This is a genomic window from Streptomyces sp. Je 1-369 (assembly GCF_026810505.1).
Taxonomy (GTDB): Bacteria; Actinomycetota; Actinomycetes; order Streptomycetales; family Streptomycetaceae; genus Streptomyces.
In genome coordinates, this window is the sequence record NZ_CP101750.1 from 2,478,571 (window position 1) to 2,504,377 (window position 25,807).

Here is a 25,807-nt window from a genome sequence, read left to right on the forward strand (position 1 = left end):
CGTGTGCGGCGGGCCGCCCGTCAGATCCGCGTCACGGACGAGACCGGCATCATGCCGACGGGGTCGTAGCGGACCGGCGCTCCGGGGTAGGGGGCGTGCACCACCTGGCCGTTGCCCATGTACATCCCGATGTGGCTGGCGTCGTCGCGGTAGGCGACCAGGTCACCGGGCTGCGCCTCGGACAGGGACACCTGGCGCCCCGCGTACCGCTGGGCCTGCGAGGTGCGCGGCAGGCCCACCCCGGCCTGGGCGTACGACCACTGCATCAGGCCGGAACAGTCGAATCCGGAGGGCCCGTTGGCGCCCCACACGTAAGGCCTGCCGATCGCGGACCTGGCGGCGGCGATCGCGGCGGCGGCGCGCGAGGACGACGGGGCGCCGCCCAGTTCCGGCAGACCTTCGCGCCCGCCGGACCGCGAGGACCTGTCGTACGCCGCGCGGTCCTTGCCGGACAGCGAGTTGAGCAGCTGCCTGGCCTTGGCGAGCTTGTGTTCGACGGTGCGCTTGTGACGGGCGACGGTGGTGCGGCTCTTCTCCAGCTCGGCGAGTTTGCGGCCCGCCTCGGCGCGCTGCTGCGCGAGGGTGCGCTGCGCCCGCTGGAGGTCGGCCAGTTCGCCGGCCTGGCGGGCGCTGACGCGGTCGAGGACCGAGGCCCGCTCCAGGTAGCCGTCCGGGTCGGAGGAGAGCATGAGGGCCAGTGCGGGGTCGATGCCACCGGCGCGGTACTGCGCTCCGGCGAGGGCGCCGAGGGCGCCGCGCATCCGGTTGATGCGCTCCTGGCCGCGCGCGACGCTGTCCTTGACGCGGGCGACCTGCCCCCGCAGCTTGTCGGCGCGCTCGTCGGCCTTGTTGTACGACTCGGTCGCGTGCTCGGCCTCTTCGTAGAGCCGGTCCACCTTGGCGCGCGTGTCGGACGGCTTGTCCTGCGGCGCGGCACCTGCGGGCGCGGCAGCGAGGGCCGCCGCCGCGGTGGCCGCTGCCGCTGAAAGGACGGTCACGCGCGTGCTCCGGGCGGGGCCGGGCTGTGCGGGACGGCGATGGAACCCCACGGGACGCCGCTCTCCCTTCCGCTGACGAACCCCGGGCCGTCCCGGGGAATGCGCGCCGACAGTAGCCGTGCGCGAACGGACGGCCAAAGACCCGAACGGGTACGGAAGGGGCGCGGACAGCCCGACGCCCCGCTTCAGACGCAGGTCATCAACGGGGCGTGGGGTCAGCGGGAGTTGCCGGAATTCGCCCGTTCGGACGGTGTCGGCAATTCGTTGACGGCGGGCGTCAACGGTGGGTCGTCAGACGCGGACGCCGAACTGGAAGGTGCCGAGGTAGGAAATCGACTCGTAGCGCACGGAGGCGCCGGGGTGCGGGGCGTGCAGCACCTGGCCGTTGCCCGCGTAGAAGCCGACGTGCGCGAGGTTGTTGAAGAACACCAGGTCGCCGGGCTTGAGCTCGCTGCGGCCGATCCTCGTACCGTCGTTCTGCTGGGTGTACGTGGTCCGGGAGATGTGCACGCCGGCCTGCGCGAACCCCCACTGGGTGAGGCCGGAGCAGTCGTAGGAGTTCGGTCCCGTGCCACCGGAGACGTAGGGCTTGCCGATCTGGGTGGCGGCGGCGGCCATGGCGGCGGCGCCGCGACCGGACGCCGGGGTCTCGTCGCCGAGGTCCACGCGCTTGTCGGCGGCGCGGCTCGCGCGCTTCTGCTCCTTGGCGTCCAGCGCCGCCTTCTCCTTGGCGGTCAGCGTGTTGAGGAGCTTCTGCGCCTCGCCGAGCTTGCCCTGGACTTCCTTCTTCTTCTTGCCGAGCTCCGTGCGGGTGTCGGCGAGGTCGTCCAGCTTGCCGGCGGCCTCCTTGCGCTGCTGCGCGAGGTCCCGCTGCTTCTTCTGGATCTTCTTGAGCCCGTCGACCTGCTGGCTGCTCAGCTGGTCGAGGGTGGACGCCTTGTCGAGGTAGTCGTCCGGGTCGGAGGAGAGGAAGAGCTGCAGGGAGGGGTCGATGCCGCCGGAGCGGTACTGGGCGCTGGCCATCGAACCGAGGCCGTCGCGCAGGTCGTTGAGCTCCTCCTGGCCGCGGGCGACCTTGTCCTGGAGGTCGCCGATCTGCTTCTCGAGCTTCTCCTGCTTCTCCTTGGCCCCGTTGTACTTGTCGGTGGCCCGCTCCGCGTCTTCGTAGAGCTTGTCGACCTTGGACTTGACCTCGTCCTTGCTCGGCTTCGGCGCGGCCTGGGCGGCGCCCTGCGAGGTGAGGGCCACGGCAGCGGCGGCGGTTGCGGTGAGCACGGTCACGCGGGTGCGGCTCGGCTGCTTGGGTCGACGGTGGGACGCCACGAAGGCGGCTCCTTCTTCCTCCAGCCGCCTACCGAGACCCGGTGGGCGGGTACCGCCGCCGTCACCCCGGATGGGTGATCAACCGAGCGGAGGTTCGAGGTGACATTAGTGACCTTCTTGTGATCAGTTCAAATCACACTGACAAAAAATCGTTTCTGGAGTTCATTCTTTACTCATGACGCACGGTCAGTGATGATCTTCTGACGCTACGTCGCGTGAGGGACGCCTCAATTCGGGCATAGGGCACAGGAGTTACCGAGTGCCGCTTAGCCCACCGAAAGCCTCGCCCTCAGCCGCGCGAAAGCCTCTTCAGGAGGACCGCCGAAGCCACCGGCCGCGCCCCCGCCTTCGCGATCCCGTCGGCCACCTCGCGGTCGGTCGAGACGACCACCACGGGCCGCCCCGGCGGCTCCGCCCGCACCAGCTGACGGATCAACTCGTCAGCCGTGACGCCTGGCTTGGAGAACAGCACCCGCACCCCGCGCGGCGGCGCGAGCAGCACGGGCGCGGCCAGCTCCGCGCCGTCGAAGACGCAGGTGACCTCGGCGCCCGACTGCAGGGCGAGCTGCGAGAGCGAACCGAGCAGCCGCAGCCGCTGCTTCTCCAACGGCATGGTCGGATAGCCGGTCTTGGTGACGTTGTAGCCGTCCACCACCAGGTGGGCCTGGGGCAGCGCGAGGAGCTGGTCCAGGATCGCCGGGTCGTTCTCGGAGAGCGCGCGGGCGGCGATGTCCTTGGGCGACATCCGCCCCGGCTCGACGGCGTCCACGGTCTCCGCGGGCCGCACGGAGACGGGCGGCAGGGCGAGCTCGCGCCGCAGCCCCTGCGCCGCGTCGAGGACCGTGTCGAGCAGCAGGCGCACCCGCATGTCCTCGACGCTGCGCCCCTCGCGCGCGGCCCTGCGGCTGGCCTCGAGGGCCGCCTCGGTCTCGCCGAGCCGCGCCTTGAGCCGCCGCGTCTCGCTCTCGGCGGCGGACACCTGCGCCTGCCCCTCGGCGCGCACGGCCTCGGCCTCCGCCGCGGCCTTGCGCAGGGCGGCCTCGCCGCGCTTGACGTCGCTGAGCGCGCCGCGCAGCTTGCGGTGCATCGATTCGGCTTCCCTGCGGGCCGATTCGAGCTCGGCGCGCAGCCGCTCGGTCTCCGCCTTGGTCTGGCCGCGGGCCGCGACGAGCTCTTCGCGCAGCCGCTCCAGCTCGGCCCTGGTCTCGTCGTCGACGCGTTCGGCGTCGGCCCGCTGGGCCTCCTCGCCCGCGGCGGTGACCAGCTTCACCCAGCCGGTGGGCCGCAGCACGTAGGCCGCGGCGGCCACGTCCAGGGGGTCGGCGGCGGGGGGCGGCGAGCCCGCGTCCAGGGCGCCGGCGAGCTCGGGCTGGACCTCCCTGAGGCGTTCGCCGATGCGCTGCCGGAAGAGGGTGTCGTTCTCCACCGCGGCCGCCATGGCGTTGGCCGCGAACTTCGCGCGCCGGGTCGGCGTGAACCGCGCGTACTGCCGCAGCTGCGCGGGCAATTCGGCCAGGGTGAGGCCGCCGAAGCCGTCCGAGACGATCTGGACGACCCGCCGCCGCACACCGTCGGGCAGCGGACGGTCGAGCACCTCAGCGGCGCCGTCGTCCGGCTCCCCGCCTGCGCTCTCCACCATCCGTCACCCCACTAGCTGTGCGGGCCCCGCTCCCTCAGGAGTCGGTGCCCGGCCTGTCCACGAGTTCCACCTGATCCACCGCGTTGCACCAGCGGCAGCGCACCGACTCGATGGTCTCACTGACCACCTCGCGTTCCTCGACGTTCGACTCTCCGGCCAGGTCGAGATGGACATACTCGACGACCTTCGAGCTGCGGGTCACGTCGAAACGCGTGAGATTGCCGCACAGCGTGCAGCGCCACCGGGTGGTGTCCGTCGGCAGGGGGACCGTCATCGTGGCTGCTTTCCCTCGGTGTCCTTGGTGCGTATTGCCCGTAACCCTAAGGCCTGTAAGGGGCACCACGCGGCGGCCTCCACAGCGGCATGGCGGTCTGTGCGGGAAGCGCCCGTTACGTCATGCTCTGTTCATGATCGCCACATGGGGTACGAAGGCGGCCCGGCTGCTCAGGGGCCAGTCCGCCACGGTGACGTACGGACTGATCGCCGTCTGCTGTGTGATCTTCGTGATCTCGCCGGTGTCCGGGTTCAACCCCTCGTACGGCAGGGGCAACGAACTGCTCGCCGCGCAGCAGGCCTACTTCGAGCGGTGGGGCGTCGTCCCCGTCGAGCTCTTCAAGGGCGTCCCCGACGCCGCCCTCGGCCCGTTCACCGCTCTGTTCGTGCACGGGAGCTGGCTGCATCTGCTCGGCAACATGCTGTTCCTGTACGTGTTCGGGGTCATGGTCGAGGAACGCATGGGGCGCCTCCTGTACGCGTTCTTCTACGTCTGCTGCGGCTACTTCGCGCTGCTCGCCTACGCCGCAGCCCACGCGGGCTCCGACCAGACGCTCGTCGGGGCGTCCGGGGCGATCTCCGCCGTCCTCGGCGCCTTCCTCTATCTCTTCCCTGAGGCGCGCGTCACCAGCCTCTTCCCGTTCCTCTTCTTCCTGCCGCTGCGCTTTCCCGCGTGGGTGGTGCTGCCGTTCTGGGTGGCGCTGCAGTGGCTGGCGGCGGGGCAGGGCGGCAAGGGCACGGGAGTGGCCTATCTGGCGCACCTCGTGGGCTTCTCGCTCGGCTTCCTCTTCGCGTGGGGGTGGAGTCTGCGGAGGACTAGAGTGCATGGGAAAGGCAGCGCACCGGCCACCGAGGGAGACAGCCAGCCGTGATCACCGCGATCGTGCTCATCAAGACCAGCGTGGACCGGATTCCGGAGATCGCCGAGTCGATCGCCGCGCTCGACTCGGTCAGTGAGGTCTTCTCCGTGACCGGTACGTACGACCTGATCGCGATGGTGCGCGTGCCCCGCCATGACGACCTCGCGGACGTCATCCCCGGCCGGATCAGCAAGATCCCCGGCGTCGAGGGCACGGACACGCACGTCGCCTTCCGTACGTACTCGCAGCACGACCTCGAAGCAGCCTTCGCGATCGGCCTCGACTCCTGAGCAATGCCTCATGAGGATCTCCCGCGCATGAGGATCTCCTCCGCATGAGGATTTCTTCATCCGCGCCTCATCCGTGCGGTGCGGTGCGTCGCGCACCCTCGCAGGCATGGTCTTCTCCCACCGCATGGCCGCCCTGGCCGCAGTCGTCGCGATCCCGCTCGGCATCGCCACGACCAGCTACCTCCTGACGGACAGCCCCGAGCAGCCCAAGGCCCCGCCCAAGGTGGAGCTGGAAAGCGACTCGCCGTCCTCGAAGCCGGCCCCTCCACGGCCCGCCCCGAGTGACGAGAAAGTGTCCCCGCCGCCGGTGAGTGAGAATCCCTCGAACGATGACAGCGGAAACAGCGGAAATCACGGAACCAGCGACGAAGACGCCGCCGACGACAACGACGACGGCAGCGGCGGCCGGGGCGACCAGGACGACGACGGCCCCGGCGACGACGGCTGAACCCCGGCACCGCTGGATAACGGCCCGGGTCCGCATCCTGCTGTGGCTGCTCGTCGTGATGACGGTCGCGCTCACGGCGGTCGCGGCCACCACCCGCTCGGTCCTGCTCCGCGACGTCGACCACCGCATCGACGCGCTCCTCGCCCAGGAGACCGCGGAGTTCACCAACCTCGCGCGCGAGGGCGTCGATCCCCACACGGGCGAGAGGTTCACCGACCCCGACCCGCTCCTGCGGCTCTTCCTCTCCCGGCAGTACGCCGATCCCGACGAGGAACTCCTCGGCCTGGTCGGCCGCCCCGGCACGGTGCCCGCCAAGAAGGAGCAGTCGCGCGAGGCCCGGATCGACCACCCGCTGGCCGAGGACCCCCACGCGCTGCGTACCGTCTTCGCCTCACCCGACGCGACCGGCACGGTCCACCGCGAGCTGGGCGAGATCCGCTGGGCGAAGGTGGAGATCGGGGCGGGCACCGGCCGTCCGGCCGCCGCGTTCGTCGTGGCGTTCCACCCCGCGGGCGAACAGGCCAAGGCCGGTGACGTGTTCACCATGCTGCTCGCCATCTCCGGCGTCGCGCTCCTGATGACGACGGGCATCGGCTGGGCGGTCGCGGGCCGCATCCTCAGACCGGTGCGTCTGGTGCGCACGACCGCCGCGCAGCTCACCGAGCAGGACCTGACGCGGCGCATCCCGGTCCAGGGCAGGGACGACATCGCGGCGCTCGCCGAGACGTTCAACGGCATGCTTGACCGGCTGGAGCGGGCGTTCGCCGCACAGCGCGAGTTCGTCGACGACGCGGGGCACGAGCTGCGCACGCCCATCACCATCGTGCGCGGCCATCTGGAGCTGATGGGCGACGGTCCCGGCGAACGCGAGGAGACCGTCCGCATCGTGACGGAGGAGCTCGACCGGATGAGCCGCATCGTCGAGGACCTGCTGCTCCTCGCCAAGGCCGAGCGGCCCGACTTCGTCACCCCGGAGCCCGTGCAGCTCGCCGAGCTGACCGCGGACGTCTTCGTCAAGGCGCGGGCGCTGGGCGACCGTGCCTGGCGGCTCGCCGAGGTCGCCGACGCCGAGGCGGGGCTCGACCCGCAGCGCATCACCCAGGCGATGGTGCAGCTGGCGCAGAACGCCGTCCAGCACACCGCCCCCGGGCAGCGGATCGGCATCGGCTCACGGCGGTGCGCGGGACGCATCGAGTTGTACGTCGCCGACAGCGGGCCCGGCGTACAGCCGCAGGACACCGGGGTCATCTTCGAGCGGTTCCGGCGCGGCACCGCACGGCGCGGCTCCCGGGCCACCGGGGCGGGCCTCGGTCTCGCCATCGTCAAGGCCATCGCGGAGAGCCACGGGGGCGGCGTCGAGCTGCGCCCCACGGACGGCGGCGGCGCCACCTTCGTACTCGTACTCCCCGAGGGGCAGCAGGAAGGGGCGGAGCGGCAGTGCACCGGATACTGATCGTCGAGGACGAGGAGCGCATCGCGTCCTTCGTCGAGAAGGGTCTGCGCGCCAACGGCTTCACGACCACCGTGGTCGCCGACGGCGAGAGCGCCTACGACTACGCCCTGACCGGCGGCTTCGACCTGATCGTGCTGGACATCGGCCTGCCGGGCAAGGACGGCTTCACGGTCCTGCGGCAGCTGCGCGAGGCCCGGGTGACCACGCCCGTCATCGTGCTGACCGCGCGGGACTCGGTGCGGGACACGGTGGCGGGTCTGGAGGGCGGCGCGGACGACTGGATGACCAAGCCGTTCCGTTTCGAGGAGCTGCTTGCCCGGGTGCGGCTGCGGCTGCGCACGGCGGCCGGGGCGCCCGAGGTGACGGTGCTGCGCAGCGGTGAGGTCACGCTGGACCTGCGGACGCGCAGGGCGCGTTCGGCGGGGCGCACGGTGGACCTGACGGCGCGTGAGTTCGTACTCCTGGAGCTGTTCCTGCGCCATCCGGGGCAGGTGCTCTCTCGGGAGCAGATCCTTTCGCACGTGTGGGGGTACGACTTCGACCCCGGGTCCAACATCGTGGACGTATACGTGCGGGCGCTGCGCAAGAAGCTGGGGTCGGAGCGGGTCGAGACGGTGCGCGGGATGGGGTACCGGCTGCCGGAGTGACCACCGGCGCGAGGTGACCACCGGTTCGGGTGAACTTTCCTTCATCTGCGCCTCATCGAAGGCTCACGGCCCGGCACCACGCTGAACGGCGTGACCCTGAACCTGCGGCAAGCCGTGACCCTCTGCGCGGCGCTCAGCATCTGCGCCCTGCTCGCGGTCCCCGGGAACTTCCCGGGCCTCGGCGGCGACGCCCGGCTCACCCTTGCCGTCTTCGCGCTGGCGACCTGCGCCTGGATCGGCACACCGGTCGACGACACGTACATCGCGCTCGGCGCGGGCCTCGCCCTCACCGCGACCGGCGTGATCAGCAGCGACACCCTGTTCGGCACCCTCGGCGACGAGACGGTGTGGCTGCTGATCTGCGCCTTCGTGCTGGCCGCGGCCGTGGCGCGCAGCGGGCTGGCGGGGCGGGCCGCGGCGTTCCTGGTCAGCGGGGCGGGCAGCGTACGGCAGTTGACGCATCTGACGACGGCGGCGCTGGTCGTGACCGCCTTCGCGGTGCCGGCGACCTCGGGGCGCGCCGCGCTCGCGCTGCCCGTCTTCGTCGCGCTCGCCAAGGTCCTCGCCGACCGGAAGCGACTGGTCGTGATGCTCGCACTGCTCTTTCCGACCGTGATCCTGCTGTCCGCGGTCGCGACTCTGATCGGTGCGGGGGCACATCTGATCACGGTGTCGGTCCTGTGGGAGGCGACCGGTGACCGGATCGGCTTCGCGCAGTGGCTGCTGCTCGGGTTGCCGCTCGCCATGACTTCATCCCATCTGGCGGCGGAGGCCGTCCTGTTGACGACCACCCGGCGCGCCGACCGCGAAGGCCCGGTCCGCATCACCCTCGACCAGCTCCAGGCACACAGCGAACAGCCCGTCACCGGCCCCTGGGAGCCCGCCGAGACGCGCTGCGCCCTGCTCCTCGCCACCGTCGTCGCCCTGTGGTGCAGCGAGCCGCTCCACCAGGTGCCGCCCGCCGTCGTCGCGCTGATCGGAGCGGTCGTGGCCGCCTCACCCGCGCTCGGCACCGTCGGCCTCAAGGACGCCCTCAGGACGGTGCCTTGGGCGCTGCTCCTGTTCATGGCGGCGACGATGGCGATGGGGGTCGCGCTCGCCGACTCCGGGGCGGCGCGGTGGCTGGTGTCCGGGCTGCCCCTGGACCTTCCCGCGTGGCTGTTCCTCGCCGTGGTCGTCGCGGTCAGCACGGCCGCGCACCTCGTCCTGCAGTCACGTTCGGCCCGTTCCTCCGTCCTGGTCCCGCTGGTCGTGGCGGCGGCTGTCGGCGCGGGCGTCAACCCGGTCGCCGCGGCGCTCGCCTCCACGGCAGCGGCCGGGTTCTGCCACACCCTGCCCGCCTCCGCGAAGCCCGTCGCCCTCTTCGCCGACATCCCGGACACCCCCACCTACACCCCGCGTGACCTGCTGCGGCTCTCCGCGGTCCTCGCGCCGCTGACCGCCGCGCTGGTCCTGCTCTTCGCCGTGACGCTCTGGCCGCTGCTCGGCGTCCCCGTCCGCTGACCCTCCGCGTCCACCTGGAGACCACCGTGCTGACCCGTTTCGCCATCGCCCCCAGCGGCTTCAAGGAGTCGCTGTCCGCGAGCTCCGCGGCCGAGGCCATCGCCGCGGGGGTACGCCGTGTCGTCCCGCACGCCGAGACCGATCTGATCCCGCTGGTGGACGGCGGCGAGGGCACGGCCCGCGCGCTGGCCTCCGCGAGCGGCGGCCGCCTCGTCGCGCTGCCCGCGACCGGCCCCGTGGGCCAGCCCATCGGCACCCACTTCGCCCTGCTGCCCGACGGCACGGCGGTCGTCGAGATGGCGGCCGTGGCCGGTCTCTCGCTGGTCCCCCGCGATCTGCGCGATCCGGGTGCCACCACGACGTACGGCGTCGGCGAGCTGATCCGCGCGGCGCTCGACACGGGCGCCCGCCGCATCCTCGTCGGCTGCGGCGACTCGGGCACCTCGGACGGCGGCGCGGGCGCCCTGCAAGCCCTGGGCGCCAGACTCCTGGATCTCGACGGCTGGGAACTGCCGCGCGGCGGGCGGGAGTTGACGCGCCTGAACCGCATCGACCCGAGCGGCATCGATCCGCGCATCGCGGACACCGAGATCCGCGTCGCCTGCAACCCGTACAACGTCCTGTGCGGCAAGCACGGCGTCGCCCGCGTCTTCGGGCCCCAGAAGGGCGCGACGCCCCTCCAGGTCGAGCGGCTGGCCGCCGCCCTTGAGCACTGGGCCCACCTCCTCACGCGGGACCTCCACGTGCGCGCCGACCTCTTCGAGGGACCCGGCACGGGCGCGTCGGGCGGACTCGGCGCCGGGCTCGCCGCTCTCGGCGCCGCCCTGCTCCCCCGCTTCGACGTCCTGCTCGACCGGATCGACCTCGACGCACGGCTCGCCCGCGCCGACCTCGTCATCACCGCGGAGGGCGCCCTCGACCACCAGACGCCGCGCGGCAAGGTCCCGGCCGAGGTGGCCCGCCGCGCCAAGCTGTCGGGCAGGCCCGTCCTGGTGCTCGCGGGCACGATCGGGGACGGCGCGCACACCGTGCGCTCCGTCGGCGTCGACGCCTACAGCTCGATCCTGCCCGCCCCGATGTCGATGACCGAGGCGCTCGGCAGGGGCGGCGAGTTCCTCACCGACGCGACGGAGCGGGCCCTGCGAATGATCCGGCTCGGCTCACGCCTGCCCACTCATGCGGCGGCGCCGGTGTCCGGCACGCAACGCCCGTCCTCTGTGCGGTAGCTCCAGCGCGCACCGTCCGCCACCAGTTCCTTGACGGCGCGCACGAAACGCTCGACGTGCTCGTCGGGGGTGCCCGCGCCGAAGCTCACGCGGATCGCGTTCAGCGACTTCTCGCCGGGCGCGGCCTCGGGGGCGCCGCACTCGCCGGGCTCGTCGGGCTCGCTGTCGAGGAGGGTGCGCACCAGCGGGTGGGCGCAGAACAGGCCGTCGCGTACGCCGATGCCGTACTCGGCGGAGAGCGCGGCGGCGAAGTGCGAGCTGTTCCAGCCGTCCACAACGAAGGAGATGACGCCCACGCGCGGCGCGTCGTCGCCGAAGAGGGAGAGGATCCGCACCTGCGGCACCTCGGCGAGGCCCTCGCGGACCTCCTTGATGAGGTGCTGCTCGCGGGCGACGAGCTCGTCGAAGCCCGCGTCGGTGAGCGCCTTGCAGGCGGAGGCGATGGAGTAGACGCCGATGACGTTCGGGGATCCGGCCTCGTGGCGGGCGGCGGTGTCGTGCCACTCCACGTCCACGCCTCCGTCGGCACGTCGCGCCACCTTCCGCGAGGCGCCGCCGCCCGCGAGGTAGGGCTCGGCGTCGCGCAGCCAGTCGGAGCGGCCCGCGAGGACCCCGGAGCCGAACGGCGCGTACAGCTTGTGCCCGGAGAACGCGACCCAGTCGACGTCCAACTCGGCGATGGAGACGGGGTGGTGGGGCGCGAGCTGCGCGGCGTCGAGGACGATGCGGGCGCCGTGCGCGTGGGCGGCGGCGGCCAGCTCGCGCACCGGCCACAGCTCGCCGGTGACGTTGGAGGCGCCGGTGACGCAGACGAGGGCGGGGCCGTAGGGGTCGCGGTCGGCGAGGGCGCGCTCCAGGGTGTGTACGGCCTCCTCGGGGGTGCGCGGCGCGTTGAGGTACGTCACCCGCGCGTCCCGCCACGGCAGCAGCGAGGCGTGGTGCTCGGTCTCGAAGACGAAGACCTGGCAGTCGGCGGGCAGGGCGGAGGCGAGGAGGTTCAGGGAGTCGGTGGTGGAGCGGGTGAAGACGACCTGGTCGCCCTCGCGGCAGCCGAGGAACTCGGCGACGGTCTTCCGGGAGTTCTCGAAGAGGTCGGTCGACAGCTGCGAGAGGTACCCGGCGCCGCGGTGCACGCTGCCGTAGTACGGGGCGTAGGCGGCCACGTCGTCCCAGACGCGCTGCAGCGCCGGCGCGCTCGCCGCGTAGTCGAGCGCCGCGTAGCTCACCTCGCCGCCGGTGACCAGCGGGACGGTGACGTCACGGCCGAGGACGGCGAGCGGGGCACAGACGGACGGGTCGACGGCGACACTGGAAACAGACATGGCGAACTCCCGTAAGAGACAAGTGAGTTCACTGCGACGACGGCCGCGCTCGATCCATGCGGCGGTGCAGTGATGAAGAGAAGAAGGGTGCGCGGAAAGGGGCCGAAGGCCCTAGCACATTCGCTTGCTCACGAGACTGCTCCCTTGAGGACCAGGACCCCAGGGCTGTGACATTCACCGATGTCCAGGGGTCCGCGCTTGCCATACGCCTCGCTGCGTACGGCCTGGTCTTCACCCGGGGCACCCCGCCACGGACGGAGGGTTGCCGGACAGCGGGCCGGGGCCGTAGTCGCTGTCACTCATGACCTGTGCAGCATCCTGCCACACGATCTTCGGAGCGCAAGGCGCAGTCCAGATTCCGGACTGCGCCGTGCGTCACATCCTCAGCGGTTGCTGGCGGCCACCCAGCGCTCCAGGGCCCGCTTCGCGGCCCCCGAGTCGATCGCCCGCGCCGCCTTCGCCATACCGGCGCCGATCTGCTCCACGAGGGGCTGACCGGTGGGTGCGAGGGCGACCAGCGCCGCCGCCGAGTTCAGCAGCACCGCGTCCCGCACCGGCCCGGTCTCCCCGTCCAGGAGCCGCAGCGCGACCTCCGCGTTGTACGAGGCGTCGGCGCCCCGCAGCGCCTCGACGGGCACCAGGTCGATCCCGACGTCCCGCGGGTCGAACGCCTCCTCGCGCACGGCACCGTCCCGCACCACCCAGATCCGCGAGGTCGCGGTCGTCGTCAGCTCGTCGAGCCCGTCGTCGCCGCGGAAGACCAGCGACGAGTTGCCCCGCTCGGCGAAGACCCCGGCCACGATGGGCGCCATCCGCGGGTCGGCGACACCGACCGCCTGGGCGCGCACCTTCGCCGGGTTGGTGAGCGGGCCGAGGAGGTTGAAGACGGTACGGATGCCGAGCTGGCTGCGGGCGCCGCCCGCGTGGCGCAAAGCGGGGTGGAACTTCACGGCGAAGCAGAAGGTGATGCCCGCCTCGTCGGCGACCTCGACCACCCGCTGGGGGGTGAGGTCCAGGTTGACGCCGAGCTTCTCCAGGACGTCGGAGGCGCCGGACGCGCTGGAGGCGGCGCGGTTGCCGTGCTTGACGACCTTCGCGCCGGTGCCCGCGACGACGATCGCGGACATGGTCGAGATGTTGACGGTCTTGGCGCCGTCGCCGCCGGTGCCGACGATGTCGACGCTCGGGCCCGGCACGTCGATGACGTTGGCGTGCGCGTACATGGCGCGTACCAGACCGGAGATCTCCTCGACGGTCTCGCCCTTGGCCCGCAGCGCGACCACGAAGCCCGCGATCTGGGCGTCGGTGGCCTCACCGCGCATGATGCGGTCCATGGCCCACGCCGTGTCGTCGGCGCTCTGGTCGCGGCCGTCGAGCAGGCCGTTCAGTACGTCGGGCCAGGAACGGTCCGCCGCGGTGTCGCCTCCTGCGGGGGTCACAGCGTTCATAGCCGCTCCTGGTTTTTTTCGTCTGCGTATGTAGGAAACACCCCTACACGTAGGGATGGGACCACCCTATCCAGCCGCCAGGACGGCAAAGAGCCCCGTCCATGCAATGGACGGGGCTCTTGCCGTGGCGACCAGGTGGTCAGTGCTTCAGAGCGTCAGCTGATCAGTGGTGGCCGTGGCCGCTCGTGATCTCCTTGTACTCGTCGGCGGTGGGCTTGGGGATCTGACCCTCTTCCCCGTAGTAGCCCTTGGAGAGCTTCGCCCGGAGCTTCTGCGAACCGGACAGCTTGCGCTCGACACCGTTCTCGTCGACCGACGGACCGAGCTCGACCGGCTTGTACTGCTCGTGCGCGGTGAGCGTGTGCAGCTGCTCCTTGCTGAGCGGCTCGTGGACCTCGATGAACTCACCGTGCGGCAGCCGCTTGATGAGACCCGACTCGCGGCCGTGCAGCACCTTGTCCTTGTCGCGCCGCTGCAGACCCAGGCAGATCCGCTTGGTCACGATGAAGGCGATGACCGGTCCGGCGAAGAAGGCGATCCGGACGAACCAGGTGATCGCGTTCAGCGACAGGTGGAAGTGCGTGGCCCACAGGTCGTTGCCACCGCCGACCAGCATGACCATGTACGCCGTGATCCACGCGACACCGAAGGCCGTACGGGTCGGGGCGTTGCGCGGGCGGTCCAGGATGTGGTGCTCGCGCTTGTCGCCGGTGACCCAGGACTCGATGAACGGGTAGACCGCGATGGCCACGAGGACCAGCGGGAAGACCACGACCAGCGGGATGAACACGCCCAGGGCGAGCGTGTGGCCCCAGAGGTTGATCTCCCAGCCCGGCATCACACGGATCAGACCCTCGGCGAAGCCCATGTACCAGTCGGGCTGGGCACCGGTGGACACCTGGTCCGGCCGGTAGGGACCGATGGCCCAGATCGGGTTGATCGAGGCGATCGCCGCGATGACCGCGATGACACCGAAGACCAGGAAGAAGAAGCCTCCGGCCTTGGCCATGTAGACCGGCAGCAGCGGCATGCCGACGACGTTCTTGTTGCTCTTGCCGGGGCCCGCGAACTGCGTGTGCTTGTGGTAGAAGACCAGGATCAGGTGCGCCACCACGAGGCCGAGCATGATGCCCGGCAGCAGCAGGATGTGGACCGAGTAGAACCGGGCCACGAAGTCGCCGCCGGGGAACTCGCCGCCGAACAGGAACATCGACAGGTACGTGCCGACGATCGGCATCGACAGGATGGCGCCCTGCATGAAGCGGACACCGGTGCCTGAGAGCAGGTCGTCCGGGAGCGAGTAACCGGTGAAACCGGTGAACATGCCGAGGACGAACAGCAGGAAGCCGAAGACCCAGTTGACCTCGCGGGGCTTGCGGAACGCACCCGTGAAGAAGACGCGCATCATGTGCACGAACATGCCGGCGAGGAAGATCAGCGCCGCCCAGTGGTGGATCTGCCGGATCAGCAGACCACCGCGCACATCGAAGGAGATGTGCATGGTCGAGTTGAACGCCTCCGACATCAACTGTCCCTGCATCGGGATGTAGCTGCCGTGGTACTCCACCTCGTTCATCGACGGGTGGAAGAACAGGGTCAGGTACACACCCGTGAGGATGATGATGATGAAGCTGTACAGGCAGATCTCACCGAGCATGAAGGACCAGTGGTCCGGGAAGATCTTGCGCATGTTGGCCTTGGCGAGGGAGTAGATCCCCAGCCGGCCGTCGGCCCAGTCCGCTACCCGCTCACCGGCGGGCGCCTTCTGGCGGTTGTCGTTCGATGATGTCGTGGTGGTGCTCATCCGCGCTCCCAGAAGGCAGGACCGACGGGCTCTTCGAAGTCGCCGAGCGCCTCGAGGTAGCCCTTTTCGTTCACGCCGATGCGCAGCTGCGGCAGGGCGTGGCCGGCCGGGCCGAAGATCACTCGGGCACCGTCGGAGAGATCGAAGGTGGACTGGTGGCACGGGCAGAGGACGTGGTGCGTCTGCTGCTCGTACAGGGAGATCGGGCAGCCCACGTGGGTGCAGATCTTGGAGTACGCCACGATGCCCTCGTGCGACCACTCCAGCTCGCGCTTGTCCTTGATGTTCTCCGGCTGGATCCGGACGATCATCAGGGCGGCCTTGGCGATCTGGGTCTGGAAGTCGTGGTCGTGCTCGGACATGCCCTCGGGCATGGCGAAGGTCAGCGAACCGACCGCCACGTCCGCGGGCCGCAGCGGCTCGTGGGTGTTCATGTTCACGAGCATCTTGCCCTTGGCCCACTTGGTGTGCCGGAGCTTGTCCTCGGGCAGCGGCCCGAGGTCGCGCAGCAGGACGACACCGGAGAGCGGGACCAGGGCCAGCGCGCCGAACATCGTGTTCCGGATCAGCTTGCGCCGACCGAAGCCCGACTCCTCGGCACCCTGCTTGAAGTCCGCCATGACCTTGGCGCGGACCTCGGGCTCAGCCGCGATCTCGTGCCGCTCGTCGGTCATCTCGACGTCGGACATCAGGGTGCGGGCCCAGTGGACCGCGCCCGCGCCGATGCAGAACAGCGCCACGCCGAGGGTGGTGCCCAGGGCGAAGTTCAGGCCGCTGATGTGACCGATCGGCCAGATGAAGACGCTCTTGTCGGCGGGGATCGCCACGTACGAGGCGATGAAGCCGACCGTCGCGATCATCGACAGCGTGAACATGAAGGCCACGGCACGCTCGGACCGCCGGGCGGCCCGCTCGTCGATGTCCTGGACGCGGTGCTCGTGGGGCGGCAGCCCCGGGTCGGCGAACGGGTTCTCTTCCGTGGTCGCCACCGAGCCGTGCTCGGTCTCCTGCTTGCTGGGCAGGTTCTCTTCTGGAATCTCTTGGCTACTCATGACTTCTTGGCCTTTGCGGTCCGAGCGGCGACCCACACGGCGACCGCGATCAGCGAGCCGAGACCGAAGATCCAGCCGAAGAGGCCTTCACTGACCGGACCCAGACCACCCAGCTTGAGACCGCCAGGGCTCTCGGTCTTCTCACCGTTGACCGCGTCGAGGTACGCGATGATGTCCTTCTTGTTCTTCTCCGGCATCGTCGTGTCGGGGAAGGACGGCATGTTCTGCGGGCCGGTCTGCATGGCCTCGTAGAGGTGCTTCGGAGAGACACCTTCGAGCGACGGCGCGAACTTGCCGTGCGTCAGCGCGCCACCTTCACCGGTGAAGTTGTGGCACTGGGCGCAGTTGGTGCGGAACAGCTCGCCACCCTTGGCGATGTCCGCCCCGTCCGGGCTGTACTGCTTCTCGGTCGGGACCGAGGGACCGGCACCCAGCGACGAGATGTACGCCGCCAGCTGGTCGATCTGGGCCTGGTTGTAGATGACCTTCTTCTTGGGCGCCTGGGCACCCGGCTGCTGGAGCGGCATACGGCCGGTGCCGACCTGGAAGTCGACAGCGGCGGCGCCCACGCCCACCAGGCTCGGACCGTCGGAGGAGCCCTGACCGCCGGTTCCGTGGCAGCTGGAGCAGCCCACGGCGTAGAGCTTCTTGCCCTCGTCGATGGCGAGGGACTGGGCGGTGTCATCGGCCTGCGCCTTGTCCGCCGGCGCGAACGCGGCGTACAGCCCCCCGGTGGCCGCCAGCGCGAGGAGTAGGACGACGACCGCCGCCAGCGGATGGCGTCGTCGTGCGGAGAGCTTTTTCACGGATTACCCCGGTGTCAGGATCTTCTGCGTCGATGCTTCTGGAATGTTTCGGATTGCGTCGCGTGAGCGACCTCCGCTTACTTGATCATGTAGATCGTGGCGAAGAGGCCGATCCAGACCACATCGACGAAGTGCCAGTAGTAGGACACGACGATGGCTGCGGTCGCCTGTTCGTGGGTGAACCTCCTGGCCGCGTAGGTGCGGCCGAGGACCAGCAGGAAGGCGATGAGGCCGCCTGTCACATGCAGTCCGTGGAAGCCGGTGGTCAGGTAGAAGACCGAGCCGTAGGGGTCGGACGAGAGCGAGAGGCCCTCGTGCTTGACCAGCTCGGTGTATTCGTACACCTGACCGCCGATGAAGATCGCACCCATGATGAAGGTGACGATGAACCACATCCGGAGCTTCTTCACATCCCCGCGTTCAGCTGCGAACACGCCCAGCTGACACGTGAGGGAGGAGAGCACCAGGATCGTGGTGTTCGTCGCCGAGAACGGGAAGTTAAGGGCCGAGGCCATTTCCTTCCAGTGATCAGGACCTGTCACCGATCGCAGGGTGAAGTACATCGCGAAGAGGGCCGCGAAGAACATCAGCTCGGAACTCAACCAGATGATGGTTCCGACGCTGGTGAGGTTCGGTCGATTGACCGGCGGGTGCGCGTGCCCGGTATCTACTGTCGTTGCTGTCGCCACGACCGACATTATGTCGGTCGCTTATCCCGCCCTCACCCCGGGGGGTGCCGTTCGGAGTGTCTACGGGGTGTGTCCTGCCCGGATGGCCCATCGGAGGCCTGTCCGAAGCGCTGTTGACGGGGTGTCGGGAGGAGTAGCATCCGCGCATCGGTTCCCGATCCCATGACGGCACAGCTCAGCTCGACGCAACAGCTCGACGTATCGGAGGAACAATGCAGCCGACCGCCACGGTGCTGGTCTACAGCGACAACGCGAGCACCCGCGAGCAAGTCAGGTTGGCCACGGGCCGCAGGCCGGCCACGGACGTTCCCCAGGTCCAGTTCATCGAGTGCGCGACGCCGCACGCGGTCATCAAGGAGCTCGACCGGGGCGGCATCGACGTCTGCGTCCTCGACGGCGAGTCGGCGCCCGGCGGCATGGGTGTCTGCCGTCAGATCAAGGACGAGGTCTTCCAGTCGCCGCCCGTGCTGCTCCTGATGGGGCGCCCGCAGGACGCCTGGCTCGCCACCTGGAGCCGGGCGGAGGCCGCGGTGACCCTGCCGGTCGACCCGGTGGAGTTCGCGAGCGCGCTGGCCGGGCTGCTGCGCGGCAGGACGGCCGTCGAGGCCTGAGCGGCGCTCCAGCGGTTCACGAGCGGCGCACCTGATTCACCGAGAGGGGCCCACGCCACGGCGCGGGCCCCTCTCGTGCGTCTCTGACAGCCTCTCTGCCGGTCCGTCAGACGTGCGGCCGCAGCCTGGCCGCGTCGGCCGCCGCGGGGCCCTCCTTGGCCCCGGAGAGCAGCGCGCTGCCCTTGCGCCACTTCTTCCAGCTCAGGTTCCAGTCGCCGAGTCCGTTGCCGAACGCCGGCATGTCCTCGCCGTAGCTGTTGATGACCGTCACGAGGTCGCCCTGCCGGACCGTCTCGTAGAACCAGGCGGCGTTCCCGGTGCTCATGCCGGTGCAGCCGTGGCTGGTGTTCGCGGCGCCCTGCGAACCCACCGACCAGGGCGCGGCGTGCACATACTCACCCGAGTCGGTCACCCGTGTCGCGTAATAGACCATCTTGTCGTAGAAGTCCGATGCGCCGATGCTGGCACTGGTCATACGTACGGAGTACTCCTTGCCCAGCACCACCTTGACGCCGTTGCGCGTCGAGTAGCCGGGCTTGCCCGTGGTCACGGGCATGGAGTTGATCTCCTCGCCGTTGCGGTAGACCGTCATGTAGTGCGATCCGGCGTCCGTCACGGCCTCGACGCGGTCGCCGATGGTCAGCTTGAGCGGCTTGGCCTCGCCGCCCCACAGCTTGTCCTTGACCTTGAGGCCCTCCAGGTTGCTGGAGACGCTGACGGTCGCGCCGGCGGGCCAGTACTCCTTCGGGCGGTAGTGCAGCGTCTCGCTGTCCACCCAGTACCAGGAGCCCTCGGTGGCGGGCGCCGAGCGGACCTTCAGGGCGCGCTCGACGACCGCTCTGGCCTCCTTGCCCTTCACCGGCTTGCTGAGCGAGGCGGTGACGGGCTGTCCGACGCCGTACTTGCCCGCGTCGGGGCCGAAAGTGACCTTGAGCCGCTTCTCCTTGGAAGGCAGGTCGGTGTCGAAGGTCAGGACCTTGCGGCCCGGCGCCCCCTCGTCGTCCTCCGCACTCACCCGCACGGTGTAGTGGGCGCCTGCCGCAAGAGGCGTGGTGCTGTGCCACCGGGCGCCGTCGGCCGAGAGTTCGCCCGCCACGTACCGCCCCATCGCGTCGGTGGCCAGCACGTCGGTGATGCGCCCGTCCTCGCCCTGAGCCGTGACCTCTAGGGGCTTGTCCGGATCCGCCTTCGTGCTGCCCACCGGGCCGTTGAAGGCGATCTGGTCCGCCGCGTCGTACGGCTTCGCCGAGAGCGGGTGGTCGGAGCTCCCGCAGGCCGTGGCCCCCGCACCGAGTGCGGCCACCAGCATCGTGCAGCTCAGTACCGTGCGAATTCGCGGAGAGTGGCTCATAAACACACGGTATGAAGGTTCATCACGTCCGGCGCGGCGAGTGACCCGTCCGTGGGATGTCGGTTACGCCGAAGGGCCCCGGCGCTCCTTACGGAGTGCCGGGGCCCTTCGGATGCGGGAGGACTACCGACTCACTGGGTCTGGTTCTCGCCGCGGTAGTACTCGAACACCCAGCCCCACAGGCCGATCAGGAGGATCGGGGCCGAGAAGTACAGCAGCCACCAGCCGAAGACGACGCCCATGAAGGCGAGCGCGCCACCGACGGCCAGGGAGAGCGGCTGCCAGCTGTGCGGGCTGAAGAAGCCCACCTCGCCGGCCTCGTCCGCGACGTCGGCCTCCTTGTTGTCCTGTGCGGAGGCGTCGACACGCCGGGCCGTGAAGGCCAGGTAGTAGCCGATCATGATGCACAGGCCGAAGGCCAGGAAGAGCGCCGTGGTACCGGCGGGCTCCTTCGACCACACGCCATAGACGATCGCCATGGCGAGGACGAAGACGCTCAGCCAGATGAACATCTTGCCCTGGATCTTCACTTCGCGGCCTCCTTGTCGCCGCCGAACAGCGCGGTGTCCTTCTGTCCGTCGTTCTCGAGGTGGCCGATCGCCGCGATCTCAGGGTGATGCAGGTCGAACGCCGGCGATTCCGAGCGGATGCGCGGCAGGGTGAGGAAGTTGTGCCGCGGGGGCGGGCAGGACGTCGCCCACTCCAGCGAGCGGCCGTAGCCCCACGGGTCGTCGACCTCGACCTTCTTGCCGTACTTGGCGGTCTTCCAGATGTTGTAGAAGAACGGCAGGATCGACAGGCCGAGCAGGAACGAACAGATCGTCGAGATCGTGTTCAGGGCCGTGAAGCCGTCGGCGTGCAGGTAGTCCGCGTACCGGCGCGGCATGCCCTCGGCACCCAGCCAGTGCTGGACGAGGAACGTGCCGTGGAAGCCGATGAACAGCGTCCAGAAGGTGATCTTGCCGAGCCGCTCGTCGAGCATCTTGCCGGTGAACTTCGGCCACCAGAAGTGGAAGCCGGAGAACATCGCGAACACCACGGTGCCGAACACCACGTAGTGGAAGTGCGCCACCACGAAGTACGAGTCCGAGACGTGGAAGTCCATCGGCGGCGAGGCCAGGATGACGCCCGTCAGACCACCGAAGGTGAAGGTGATCAGGAAGCCGACCGCCCAGAGCATCGGGGTCTCGAAACTCAGTGACCCCTTCCACATCGTGCCGATCCAGTTGAAGAACTTCACACCGGTTGGCACGGCGATCAGGAACGTCATGAAGGAGAAGAACGGCAACAGCACGCCGCCGGTGACGTACATGTGGTGGGCCCACACGGTCACGGACAGACCCGCGATGGCGATCGTCGCGCCGATGAGGCCCATGTAGCCGAACATCGGCTTGCGGGAGAACACCGGGATCACTTCGGAAATGATTCCGAAGAATGGCAGGGCGATGATGTACACCTCTGGATGGCCGAAGAACCAGAAGAGGTGTTGCCACAGCAAGGCGCCGCCGTTTGAGGCGTCGAAGATGTGGGCGCCGAATTTACGGTCCGCCTCCAGGGCGAACAGCGCGGCGGCCAGGACCGGGAAGGCCAGCAGGACGAGCACCGCGGTCAGCAGCACGTTCCACACGAAGATCGGCATGCGGAACATCGTCATGCCCGGAGCGCGCATGCAGATGATCGTGGTGATGAAGTTGACCGAGCCGAGGATCGTACCGAAGCCGGAGAACGCCAGACCCATGATCCACATGTCCGCGCCGATGCCCGGCGAGCGGACCGCGTCCGACAGCGGGCTGTACGCGAACCAGCCGAAGTCGGCCGCACCCTGCGGGGTGAGGAACCCGCCGACCGCGATCAGCGAGCCGAACAGGTACAGCCAGTAGGCGAACATGTTCAGCCGCGGGAAGGCCACATCGGGAGCACCGATCTGGAGCGGCATGATCCAGTTCGCGAAACCGGCGAACAGCGGCGTCGCGAACATCAGCAGCATGATCGTGCCGTGCATCGTGAACGCCTGGTTGAACTGCTCGTTCGACATGATCTGCGTGCCGGGACGGGCCAGTTCGGCGCGCATGAAGAGCGCCATGACGCCGCCGATGCAGAAGAACGCGAACGACGTGACCAGATAGAGCGTGCCGATCGTCTTGTGGTCAGTGGTGGTCAGCCACTTGATCACGACGTTTCCCGGCTGCTTGCGCCTGACCGGCAGCTCGTCCTCGTACGAGTCTGCTGCCGCGGCACCCTGGGGTTCGTTGAGGATGCTCACAGGTTGTTCGTCTCCCGGTTCTTCTCATGGCCCGTCTGCTCGATGCCGGCCGGGATGTAACCGGTCTGGTTCTTCTTCACGAGGTCCTCGAGGTGCTGCTTGTAGCGCTCGGGAGAGACGACCTTGACGTTGAAGAGCATCCGGGAGTGGTCGACGCCGCAGAGCTCGGCGCACTTGCCCATGAAGGTGCCCTCCTTGTTGGGAGTCACCTCGAAGGCGTTGGTGTGACCCGGGATGACGTCCTGCTTCATGAGGAACGGCACCACCCAGAAGGAGTGGATGACGTCACGCGAAGTCAGAACGAAACGGACCTTCTCGCCCTTGGGGAGCCAGAGGGTCGGCCCGGGGTTGCCGTTCTGGGGGTTCCGCTCGCCGGGCGTACCGACTTCGTAGACACCGCCGGCGTTGGCCGGGAAGTCCTTGCGGAAACGGTCCGGAATGGCGTCCAGGTCCTTGGACGTCTTGGCGTCGCCCTTGTCGGAACCGGGCACGTCCTCGATGTAGTTGAAGCCCCAGCTCCACTGATAGCCGACCACGTTGACCGTGTGGGCCGGCTTGTCTTCGAGCTTGAGGAGCTTCGACTCGTCACGTGCCGTGAAGTAGAAGAGGACCGACACGATGATGAGCGGAACCACCGTGTACAGCGCCTCGATGGGCATGTTGTAACGCGTCTGCGACGGTACTTCCACCTTGGTGCGGCTGCGCCGGTGGAAGATGACGCTCCACAGGATCAGGCCCCATACCAGCACGCCCGTGGCGAGCGCTGCCGCCCACGAGCCCTGCCAGAGGGAGAGAATCCGCGGAGCCTCTTCCGTTACCGGGGTGGGCATTCCAAGGCGGGGGAAATCCTTGTATGTGCAACCGGTGGCGGTCGCCAGGATCAGGCCCGCAGTCAGCACCTGCGGCAGCTTCCGCCGCATCGGGCGCCGCGACGAGCGGTCGGAGCCGTTGGGACTCACGTAGCGCCTTCCCGAGAGTCTCGCCCGCGCGGTCGGCTGCGGCCTCCACGCTGGTCGGTCGCCGCCCTGCGGCGGGCAGGGGTTTGGATGTTTATGCGGACCAAACCCTACTGGACGCTATTTGGGGTCGCGCGGGGAGGGTGCCTAACGCGCCGCGGGTCACTCCGAAGGGTGGGACCAGGCTCCCTCGGCCGCTTTCTGACGGAGGGTCGGGACGCCTCCGAGCTCGGCGGAATCTGCTGGTCCGGGGGTGCGGGTGGCCGGTGGCTGAGCGCGCAGTTCCCCGCGCCCCTGGGGAGCGGCCCCTGCGGGGCGCTCCCCCCTGACCGGACGTCTTAGCGTGGGGGTGTGGCCTACTTCGATGTTGCTTCCTCCGCTCCTCTTCATCCCGTTGCACGGCAGGCGCTGCACGCGTCGCTGGACGAGGGGTGGGCCGATCCGGCGCGGCTCTACCGCGAGGGGCGGCGGGCGCGGCTGCTGCTTGATGCCGCGCGGGAGGCGGCCGCCGAGGCCGTGGGGTGCCGGCCCGACGAGCTCGTCTTCACCTCCTCGGGAACCCGTGCCGTGCACTCCGGGATGGCCGGGGCGCTGGCCGGGCGGCGGCGCGCCGGACGCCACCTGATCGTGTCGGCCGTCGAACATTCGTCGGTACTCCATTCGGCCGAGGCCCATGAGGCCGACGGCGGGGCGGTGACGGAAGTCGGGGTGGGCCGGGCCGGGGCGGTGGACCCGGAGGCGTACGCCGCGGCGCTCCGGGACGACACCGCGCTCGCCTGTCTGCAGTCCGCCAACCACGAGGTCGGCACGGTGCAGCCGGTCGCCCGGGTCGCGGAGGTGTGCCGGGCCGCCGGGGTGCCGCTCCTGGTGGACGCGGCGCAGTCGCTGCCCTGGGGGCGTGTCGACGGGGACTGGTCGCTGCTGACCGGGAGTGCCCACAAATGGGGCGGTCCGGCAGGAGTCGGGCTTCTCGTCGTGCGGAAGGGAGTGCGCTTCGCCGTGCAAGGGCCCGTCGACGAGCGGGAGTCCGGGCGTGCCGTCGGCTTCGAGAACATTCCGGCGATCGTGGCGGCGGCCGCCTCGTTGCGGGCGGTGCGGGCCGAGGCGGACGCGGAGGGGGTACGGCTGCGGGAGCTGACGGAGCGGATCAGGGCGCGGGTGCCGGGGCTGGTGCCGGACGTGGAGGTGGTGGGCGATCCGGTGCGGCGCCTGCCGCACCTCGTCACCTTCTCCTGTCTCTATGTCGACGGGGAGACGGTGCTGCACGAGCTGGACCGGGCCGGTTTCTCCGTGTCGTCCGGGTCCTCGTGCACCAGCTCGACGCTGACGCCGAGCCATGTGCTGCGCGCCATGGGGGTGGTCAGCGAGGGGAACGTACGGGTGTCGCTGCCGTTCGGGGCCGAGGAGGCGGAGGTCGAGCGGTTCCTGGAGGTGCTGCCCGGGGTCGTGCGGGGGGTGCGGGAGACCCTGGGCGCGCCGGTCGGGGGCGGGGCCGGGGACGCGGAGGCCGTGACCGTCGACGCGCTGGGGATGAGCTGCCCGCTGCCGGTGATCGAGCTGGCCAAGGCGATCGGGCGGGTACGGGTGGGCGGCACCGTCACCGTCCTCGCCGACGACGAGGTCGCGGCCGTGGACATCCCCGCCTGGTGCTGGACGCGGGAGCAGGAGTACGTGGGCGAGCGGCCGGCGGACCGCGGTGTCGCGTACGTGGTCCGCCGGAGCTCGTGACCGGCTGAGCGTTGGGCCCCTAGGCCAGGTGGGGCTCGACCTCGGCGGCGGCCTCGTCGCCGTACGCCTTGGTGAAGCGGTCCATGAAGTTGCTGCGGCGCAGCTCGTACTCCTGCGTGCCGACGGTCTCGATGACCAGGGTCGCGAGCATGCAGCCGACCTGCGCCGCGCGCTCGTGGGAGACGCCCCAGGCGAGGCCCGAGAGGAAGCCCGCGCGGAACGCGTCGCCGACGCCGGTCGGCTCGACCTTCGCCTCCTCCTCCGGGACGCCGACCTCGACCGGGTCCTTGCCGACGGCCTCTATGCGGACGCCGTTCGCGCCGAGGGTCGTCACGCGGTGGCCGACCCGCGAGAGGATCTCGGCGTCGGTCCAGCCGGTCTTGGACTCGATGAGCCCCTTCTCGTACTCGTTGGAGAAGAGGTACGTCGCCCCGTCGAGGAGCGTGCGGATCTCCTCGCCCTCCATCCGCGCGATCTGCTGCGAGAAGTCCGCGGCGAACGGGATGCCGCGGGAGCGGCACTCCTCGGTGTGGCGGAGCATCGCCTCGGGGTCGTCGGCGCCGATCGAGACGAGGTCGAGGCCGCCCACGCGGTCCGCGACGGTCTTCAGTTCGATGAGGCGGGCCTCGCTCATCGCGCCCGTGTAGAAGGAGCCGATCTGGTTGTGGTCGGCGTCCGTGGTGCAGACGAAGCGCGCGGTGTGCAGCGTCTCGGAGATGCGGACCGAGGCCGTGTCCACGCCGTGCCGGTCGAGCCAGGCGCGGTACTCGTCGAAGTCGGAGCCGGCGGCGCCGACCAGGATCGGGCGGGTGCCGAGCTGCCCCATGCCGAAGGTGATGTTGGCGGCGACACCGCCCCTGCGCACGTCGAGGGCGTCGACGAGGAAGGAGAGGGAGACCGTGTGCAGCTGATCGGCGACCAGCTGGTCGGCGAAGCGGCCGGGGAAGGTCATCAGGTGGTCGGTGGCGATGGAGCCGGTGACTGCGATACGCACGGCTGGATGCTCCTGTGGAGGAGAGGCGAGGATTGACAGTTCACGCTACCGGGTCGAGGCACCCCGCCTGAAGTGCCAAAACTACCCGATAGTAGGGCTTTTTTCGTGAGCGTCCGGATGCAT

The 25,807-nt window shown here is 69.7% G+C and carries 24 protein-coding genes and 1 riboswitch; of the genes, 9 read left to right on the plus strand and 15 right to left on the minus strand.

Annotation, left to right across the window (positions count from 1 at the left end; genetic code table 11):
* Positions 1-20 precede the first annotated feature (20 nt).
* The 4 genes from NOO62_RS11350 to NOO62_RS11365 form a co-directional block, all read right to left on the minus strand.
* Positions 21-1,049 carry an NlpC/P60 family protein gene (locus NOO62_RS11350; RefSeq protein WP_414930802.1) on the minus strand — a complete coding sequence of 343 codons (1,029 nt, stop codon included), beginning with the start codon at positions 1,047-1,049 and terminating at the stop codon, positions 21-23.
* A gap of 240 nt (positions 1,050-1,289) precedes the next feature.
* On the minus strand, positions 1,290-2,321 hold the full coding sequence (locus NOO62_RS11355) for a C40 family peptidase (protein ID WP_268770759.1): 1,032 nt from the start codon (positions 2,319-2,321) through the stop codon (positions 1,290-1,292).
* 289 nt (positions 2,322-2,610) lie between these two features.
* The gene (locus NOO62_RS11360; protein ID WP_268770760.1) at positions 2,611-3,960 is read right to left on the minus strand and encodes an NYN domain-containing protein; all 1,350 of its coding nucleotides are present in this window, start codon (positions 3,958-3,960) and stop codon (positions 2,611-2,613) included.
* A 34-nt stretch (positions 3,961-3,994) separates the two neighbouring features.
* Positions 3,995-4,234, minus strand: a complete 240-nt coding sequence (locus tag NOO62_RS11365) for a hypothetical protein (protein WP_150166909.1) — start codon at positions 4,232-4,234, stop codon at positions 3,995-3,997.
* A 133-nt stretch (positions 4,235-4,367) separates the two neighbouring features.
* Between NOO62_RS11365 and NOO62_RS11370 the strand changes: the two genes are divergently transcribed.
* The 7 genes from NOO62_RS11370 to NOO62_RS11400 all read left to right on the plus strand — a co-directional run bounded on the left by NOO62_RS11370 (position 4,368) and on the right by NOO62_RS11400 (position 10,660).
* Entirely contained in the window at positions 4,368-5,105 is a 738-nt protein-coding gene (locus NOO62_RS11370) for a rhomboid family intramembrane serine protease (protein WP_268770762.1), read from the plus strand.
* On the plus strand, positions 5,102-5,383 hold the full coding sequence (locus tag NOO62_RS11375; protein ID WP_055566223.1) for an Lrp/AsnC family transcriptional regulator: 282 nt from the start codon (positions 5,102-5,104) through the stop codon (positions 5,381-5,383). The genes NOO62_RS11370 and NOO62_RS11375 overlap by 4 nt, the downstream gene beginning before the upstream one ends.
* 106 nt (positions 5,384-5,489) lie before the next feature.
* Positions 5,490-5,831, plus strand: coding sequence for a small secreted hydrophilic protein (locus NOO62_RS11380; protein ID WP_268770763.1), 342 nt, complete (start codon positions 5,490-5,492; stop codon positions 5,829-5,831).
* Positions 5,713-7,284 carry an ATP-binding protein gene (locus tag NOO62_RS11385; RefSeq protein ID WP_414930803.1) on the plus strand — a complete coding sequence of 524 codons (1,572 nt, stop codon included), beginning with the start codon at positions 5,713-5,715 and terminating at the stop codon, positions 7,282-7,284. The genes NOO62_RS11380 and NOO62_RS11385 overlap by 119 nt, the downstream gene beginning before the upstream one ends.
* The gene (locus tag NOO62_RS11390) at positions 7,269-7,931 is read left to right on the plus strand and encodes a response regulator transcription factor (RefSeq protein WP_268770764.1); all 663 of its coding nucleotides are present in this window, start codon (positions 7,269-7,271) and stop codon (positions 7,929-7,931) included. The genes NOO62_RS11385 and NOO62_RS11390 overlap by 16 nt, the downstream gene beginning before the upstream one ends.
* Positions 7,932-8,021: 90 nt before the next feature.
* Positions 8,022-9,434: an SLC13 family permease gene (locus NOO62_RS11395; RefSeq protein ID WP_268770765.1), complete on the plus strand. Its 1,413-nt coding sequence runs from the start codon at positions 8,022-8,024 to the stop codon at positions 9,432-9,434.
* 26 nt (positions 9,435-9,460) lie between these two features.
* Positions 9,461-10,660, plus strand: coding sequence for a glycerate kinase (locus NOO62_RS11400; RefSeq protein ID WP_268770766.1), 1,200 nt, complete (start codon positions 9,461-9,463; stop codon positions 10,658-10,660).
* Here NOO62_RS11400 and NOO62_RS11405 read toward each other — a convergent pair.
* The 6 genes from NOO62_RS11405 to NOO62_RS11430 all read right to left on the minus strand — a co-directional run bounded on the left by NOO62_RS11405 (position 10,609) and on the right by NOO62_RS11430 (position 17,790).
* Complete coding sequence (locus tag NOO62_RS11405) at positions 10,609-11,982, minus strand: aminotransferase class V-fold PLP-dependent enzyme (protein ID WP_268770768.1); 1,374 nt, start codon at positions 11,980-11,982, stop codon at positions 10,609-10,611. The genes NOO62_RS11400 and NOO62_RS11405 overlap by 52 nt on opposite strands.
* 189 nt (positions 11,983-12,171) lie before the next feature.
* Positions 12,172-12,289, minus strand: a riboswitch (SAM riboswitch).
* 76 nt (positions 12,290-12,365) lie between these two features.
* Positions 12,366-13,430 carry an anthranilate phosphoribosyltransferase gene (gene trpD / locus NOO62_RS11410; RefSeq protein WP_268770769.1) on the minus strand — a complete coding sequence of 355 codons (1,065 nt, stop codon included), beginning with the start codon at positions 13,428-13,430 and terminating at the stop codon, positions 12,366-12,368.
* A 163-nt stretch (positions 13,431-13,593) separates the two neighbouring features.
* Positions 13,594-15,234 carry a cytochrome b gene (locus NOO62_RS11415; RefSeq protein WP_268770770.1) on the minus strand — a complete coding sequence of 547 codons (1,641 nt, stop codon included), beginning with the start codon at positions 15,232-15,234 and terminating at the stop codon, positions 13,594-13,596.
* Complete coding sequence (locus NOO62_RS11420; protein WP_268770771.1) at positions 15,231-16,286, minus strand: ubiquinol-cytochrome c reductase iron-sulfur subunit; 1,056 nt, start codon at positions 16,284-16,286, stop codon at positions 15,231-15,233. The genes NOO62_RS11415 and NOO62_RS11420 overlap by 4 nt, the downstream gene beginning before the upstream one ends.
* Positions 16,283-17,092 (minus strand): c-type cytochrome, encoded by an 810-nt coding sequence (locus tag NOO62_RS11425; RefSeq protein WP_268770773.1) that lies wholly within the window; start codon positions 17,090-17,092, stop codon positions 16,283-16,285. Before NOO62_RS11425 ends, NOO62_RS11420 begins: the two co-directional genes overlap by 4 nt.
* Before the next feature lie 77 nt (positions 17,093-17,169).
* A complete protein-coding gene (locus NOO62_RS11430; RefSeq protein ID WP_055566234.1) occupies positions 17,170-17,790 on the minus strand; it encodes a heme-copper oxidase subunit III in 621 nt (206 codons plus the stop codon).
* Positions 17,791-17,993: 203 nt separating this feature from the next.
* On the opposite strand from NOO62_RS11430, the gene NOO62_RS11435 reads away from it, so the two are divergent.
* Positions 17,994-18,392: a hypothetical protein gene (locus tag NOO62_RS11435; protein WP_268770774.1), complete on the plus strand. Its 399-nt coding sequence runs from the start codon at positions 17,994-17,996 to the stop codon at positions 18,390-18,392.
* Positions 18,393-18,498: 106 nt separating this feature from the next.
* On the opposite strand, the gene NOO62_RS11440 is transcribed toward NOO62_RS11435, so the two are convergent.
* From NOO62_RS11440 to coxB, 4 genes are all read right to left on the minus strand, one after another.
* Positions 18,499-19,743 (minus strand): L,D-transpeptidase, encoded by a 1,245-nt coding sequence (locus NOO62_RS11440; RefSeq protein WP_268770775.1) that lies wholly within the window; start codon positions 19,741-19,743, stop codon positions 18,499-18,501.
* A 131-nt stretch (positions 19,744-19,874) separates the two neighbouring features.
* Positions 19,875-20,273, minus strand: a complete 399-nt coding sequence (locus NOO62_RS11445; RefSeq protein WP_268770776.1) for a cytochrome c oxidase subunit 4 — start codon at positions 20,271-20,273, stop codon at positions 19,875-19,877.
* Positions 20,270-22,006, minus strand: a complete 1,737-nt coding sequence (gene ctaD / locus NOO62_RS11450) for a cytochrome c oxidase subunit I (RefSeq protein WP_268770777.1) — start codon at positions 22,004-22,006, stop codon at positions 20,270-20,272. The genes NOO62_RS11445 and ctaD overlap by 4 nt, the downstream gene beginning before the upstream one ends.
* On the minus strand, positions 22,003-22,965 hold the full coding sequence (gene coxB / locus NOO62_RS11455; RefSeq protein ID WP_268770778.1) for a cytochrome c oxidase subunit II: 963 nt from the start codon (positions 22,963-22,965) through the stop codon (positions 22,003-22,005). Before coxB ends, ctaD begins: the two co-directional genes overlap by 4 nt.
* Before the next feature lie 348 nt (positions 22,966-23,313).
* On the opposite strand from coxB, the gene NOO62_RS11460 reads away from it, so the two are divergent.
* Positions 23,314-24,690 carry a cysteine desulfurase/sulfurtransferase TusA family protein gene (locus tag NOO62_RS11460; RefSeq protein WP_268770779.1) on the plus strand — a complete coding sequence of 459 codons (1,377 nt, stop codon included), beginning with the start codon at positions 23,314-23,316 and terminating at the stop codon, positions 24,688-24,690.
* A 19-nt stretch (positions 24,691-24,709) separates the two neighbouring features.
* Here NOO62_RS11460 and NOO62_RS11465 read toward each other — a convergent pair whose 3' ends face one another.
* Positions 24,710-25,684, minus strand: coding sequence for a carbohydrate kinase family protein (locus NOO62_RS11465; protein ID WP_268770780.1), 975 nt, complete (start codon positions 25,682-25,684; stop codon positions 24,710-24,712).
* Between the last annotated feature and the right edge of the window lie 123 nt (positions 25,685-25,807).

What these genes read in the sequence shown, in the direction of transcription:
- NOO62_RS11360 (WP_268770760.1), bottom strand. Translation starts at nt 3,960, where the DNA reads ATGGTGGAGAGCGCAGGCGGGGAGCCGGACGACGGCGCCGCTGAGGTG.
- NOO62_RS11435 (WP_268770774.1), top strand. Translation starts at nt 17,994, where the DNA reads ATGCAGCCGACCGCCACGGTGCTGGTCTACAGCGACAACGCGAGCACC.
- NOO62_RS11380 (WP_268770763.1), top strand. Translation starts at nt 5,490, where the DNA reads ATGGTCTTCTCCCACCGCATGGCCGCCCTGGCCGCAGTCGTCGCGATC.
- NOO62_RS11430 (WP_055566234.1), bottom strand. Translation starts at nt 17,790, where the DNA reads ATGTCGGTCGTGGCGACAGCAACGACAGTAGATACCGGGCACGCGCAC.
- trpD (WP_268770769.1), bottom strand. Translation starts at nt 13,430, where the DNA reads ATGAACGCTGTGACCCCCGCAGGAGGCGACACCGCGGCGGACCGTTCC.
- NOO62_RS11415 (WP_268770770.1), bottom strand. Translation starts at nt 15,234, where the DNA reads ATGAGCACCACCACGACATCATCGAACGACAACCGCCAGAAGGCGCCC.
- NOO62_RS11365 (WP_150166909.1), bottom strand. Translation starts at nt 4,234, where the DNA reads ATGACGGTCCCCCTGCCGACGGACACCACCCGGTGGCGCTGCACGCTG.
- NOO62_RS11420 (WP_268770771.1), bottom strand. Translation starts at nt 16,286, where the DNA reads ATGAGTAGCCAAGAGATTCCAGAAGAGAACCTGCCCAGCAAGCAGGAG.
- NOO62_RS11405 (WP_268770768.1), bottom strand. Translation starts at nt 11,982, where the DNA reads ATGTCTGTTTCCAGTGTCGCCGTCGACCCGTCCGTCTGTGCCCCGCTC.
- NOO62_RS11370 (WP_268770762.1), top strand. Translation starts at nt 4,368, where the DNA reads ATGATCGCCACATGGGGTACGAAGGCGGCCCGGCTGCTCAGGGGCCAG.
- NOO62_RS11440 (WP_268770775.1), bottom strand. Translation starts at nt 19,743, where the DNA reads ATGAGCCACTCTCCGCGAATTCGCACGGTACTGAGCTGCACGATGCTG.
- NOO62_RS11385 (WP_414930803.1), top strand. Translation starts at nt 5,713, where the DNA reads ATGACAGCGGAAACAGCGGAAATCACGGAACCAGCGACGAAGACGCCG.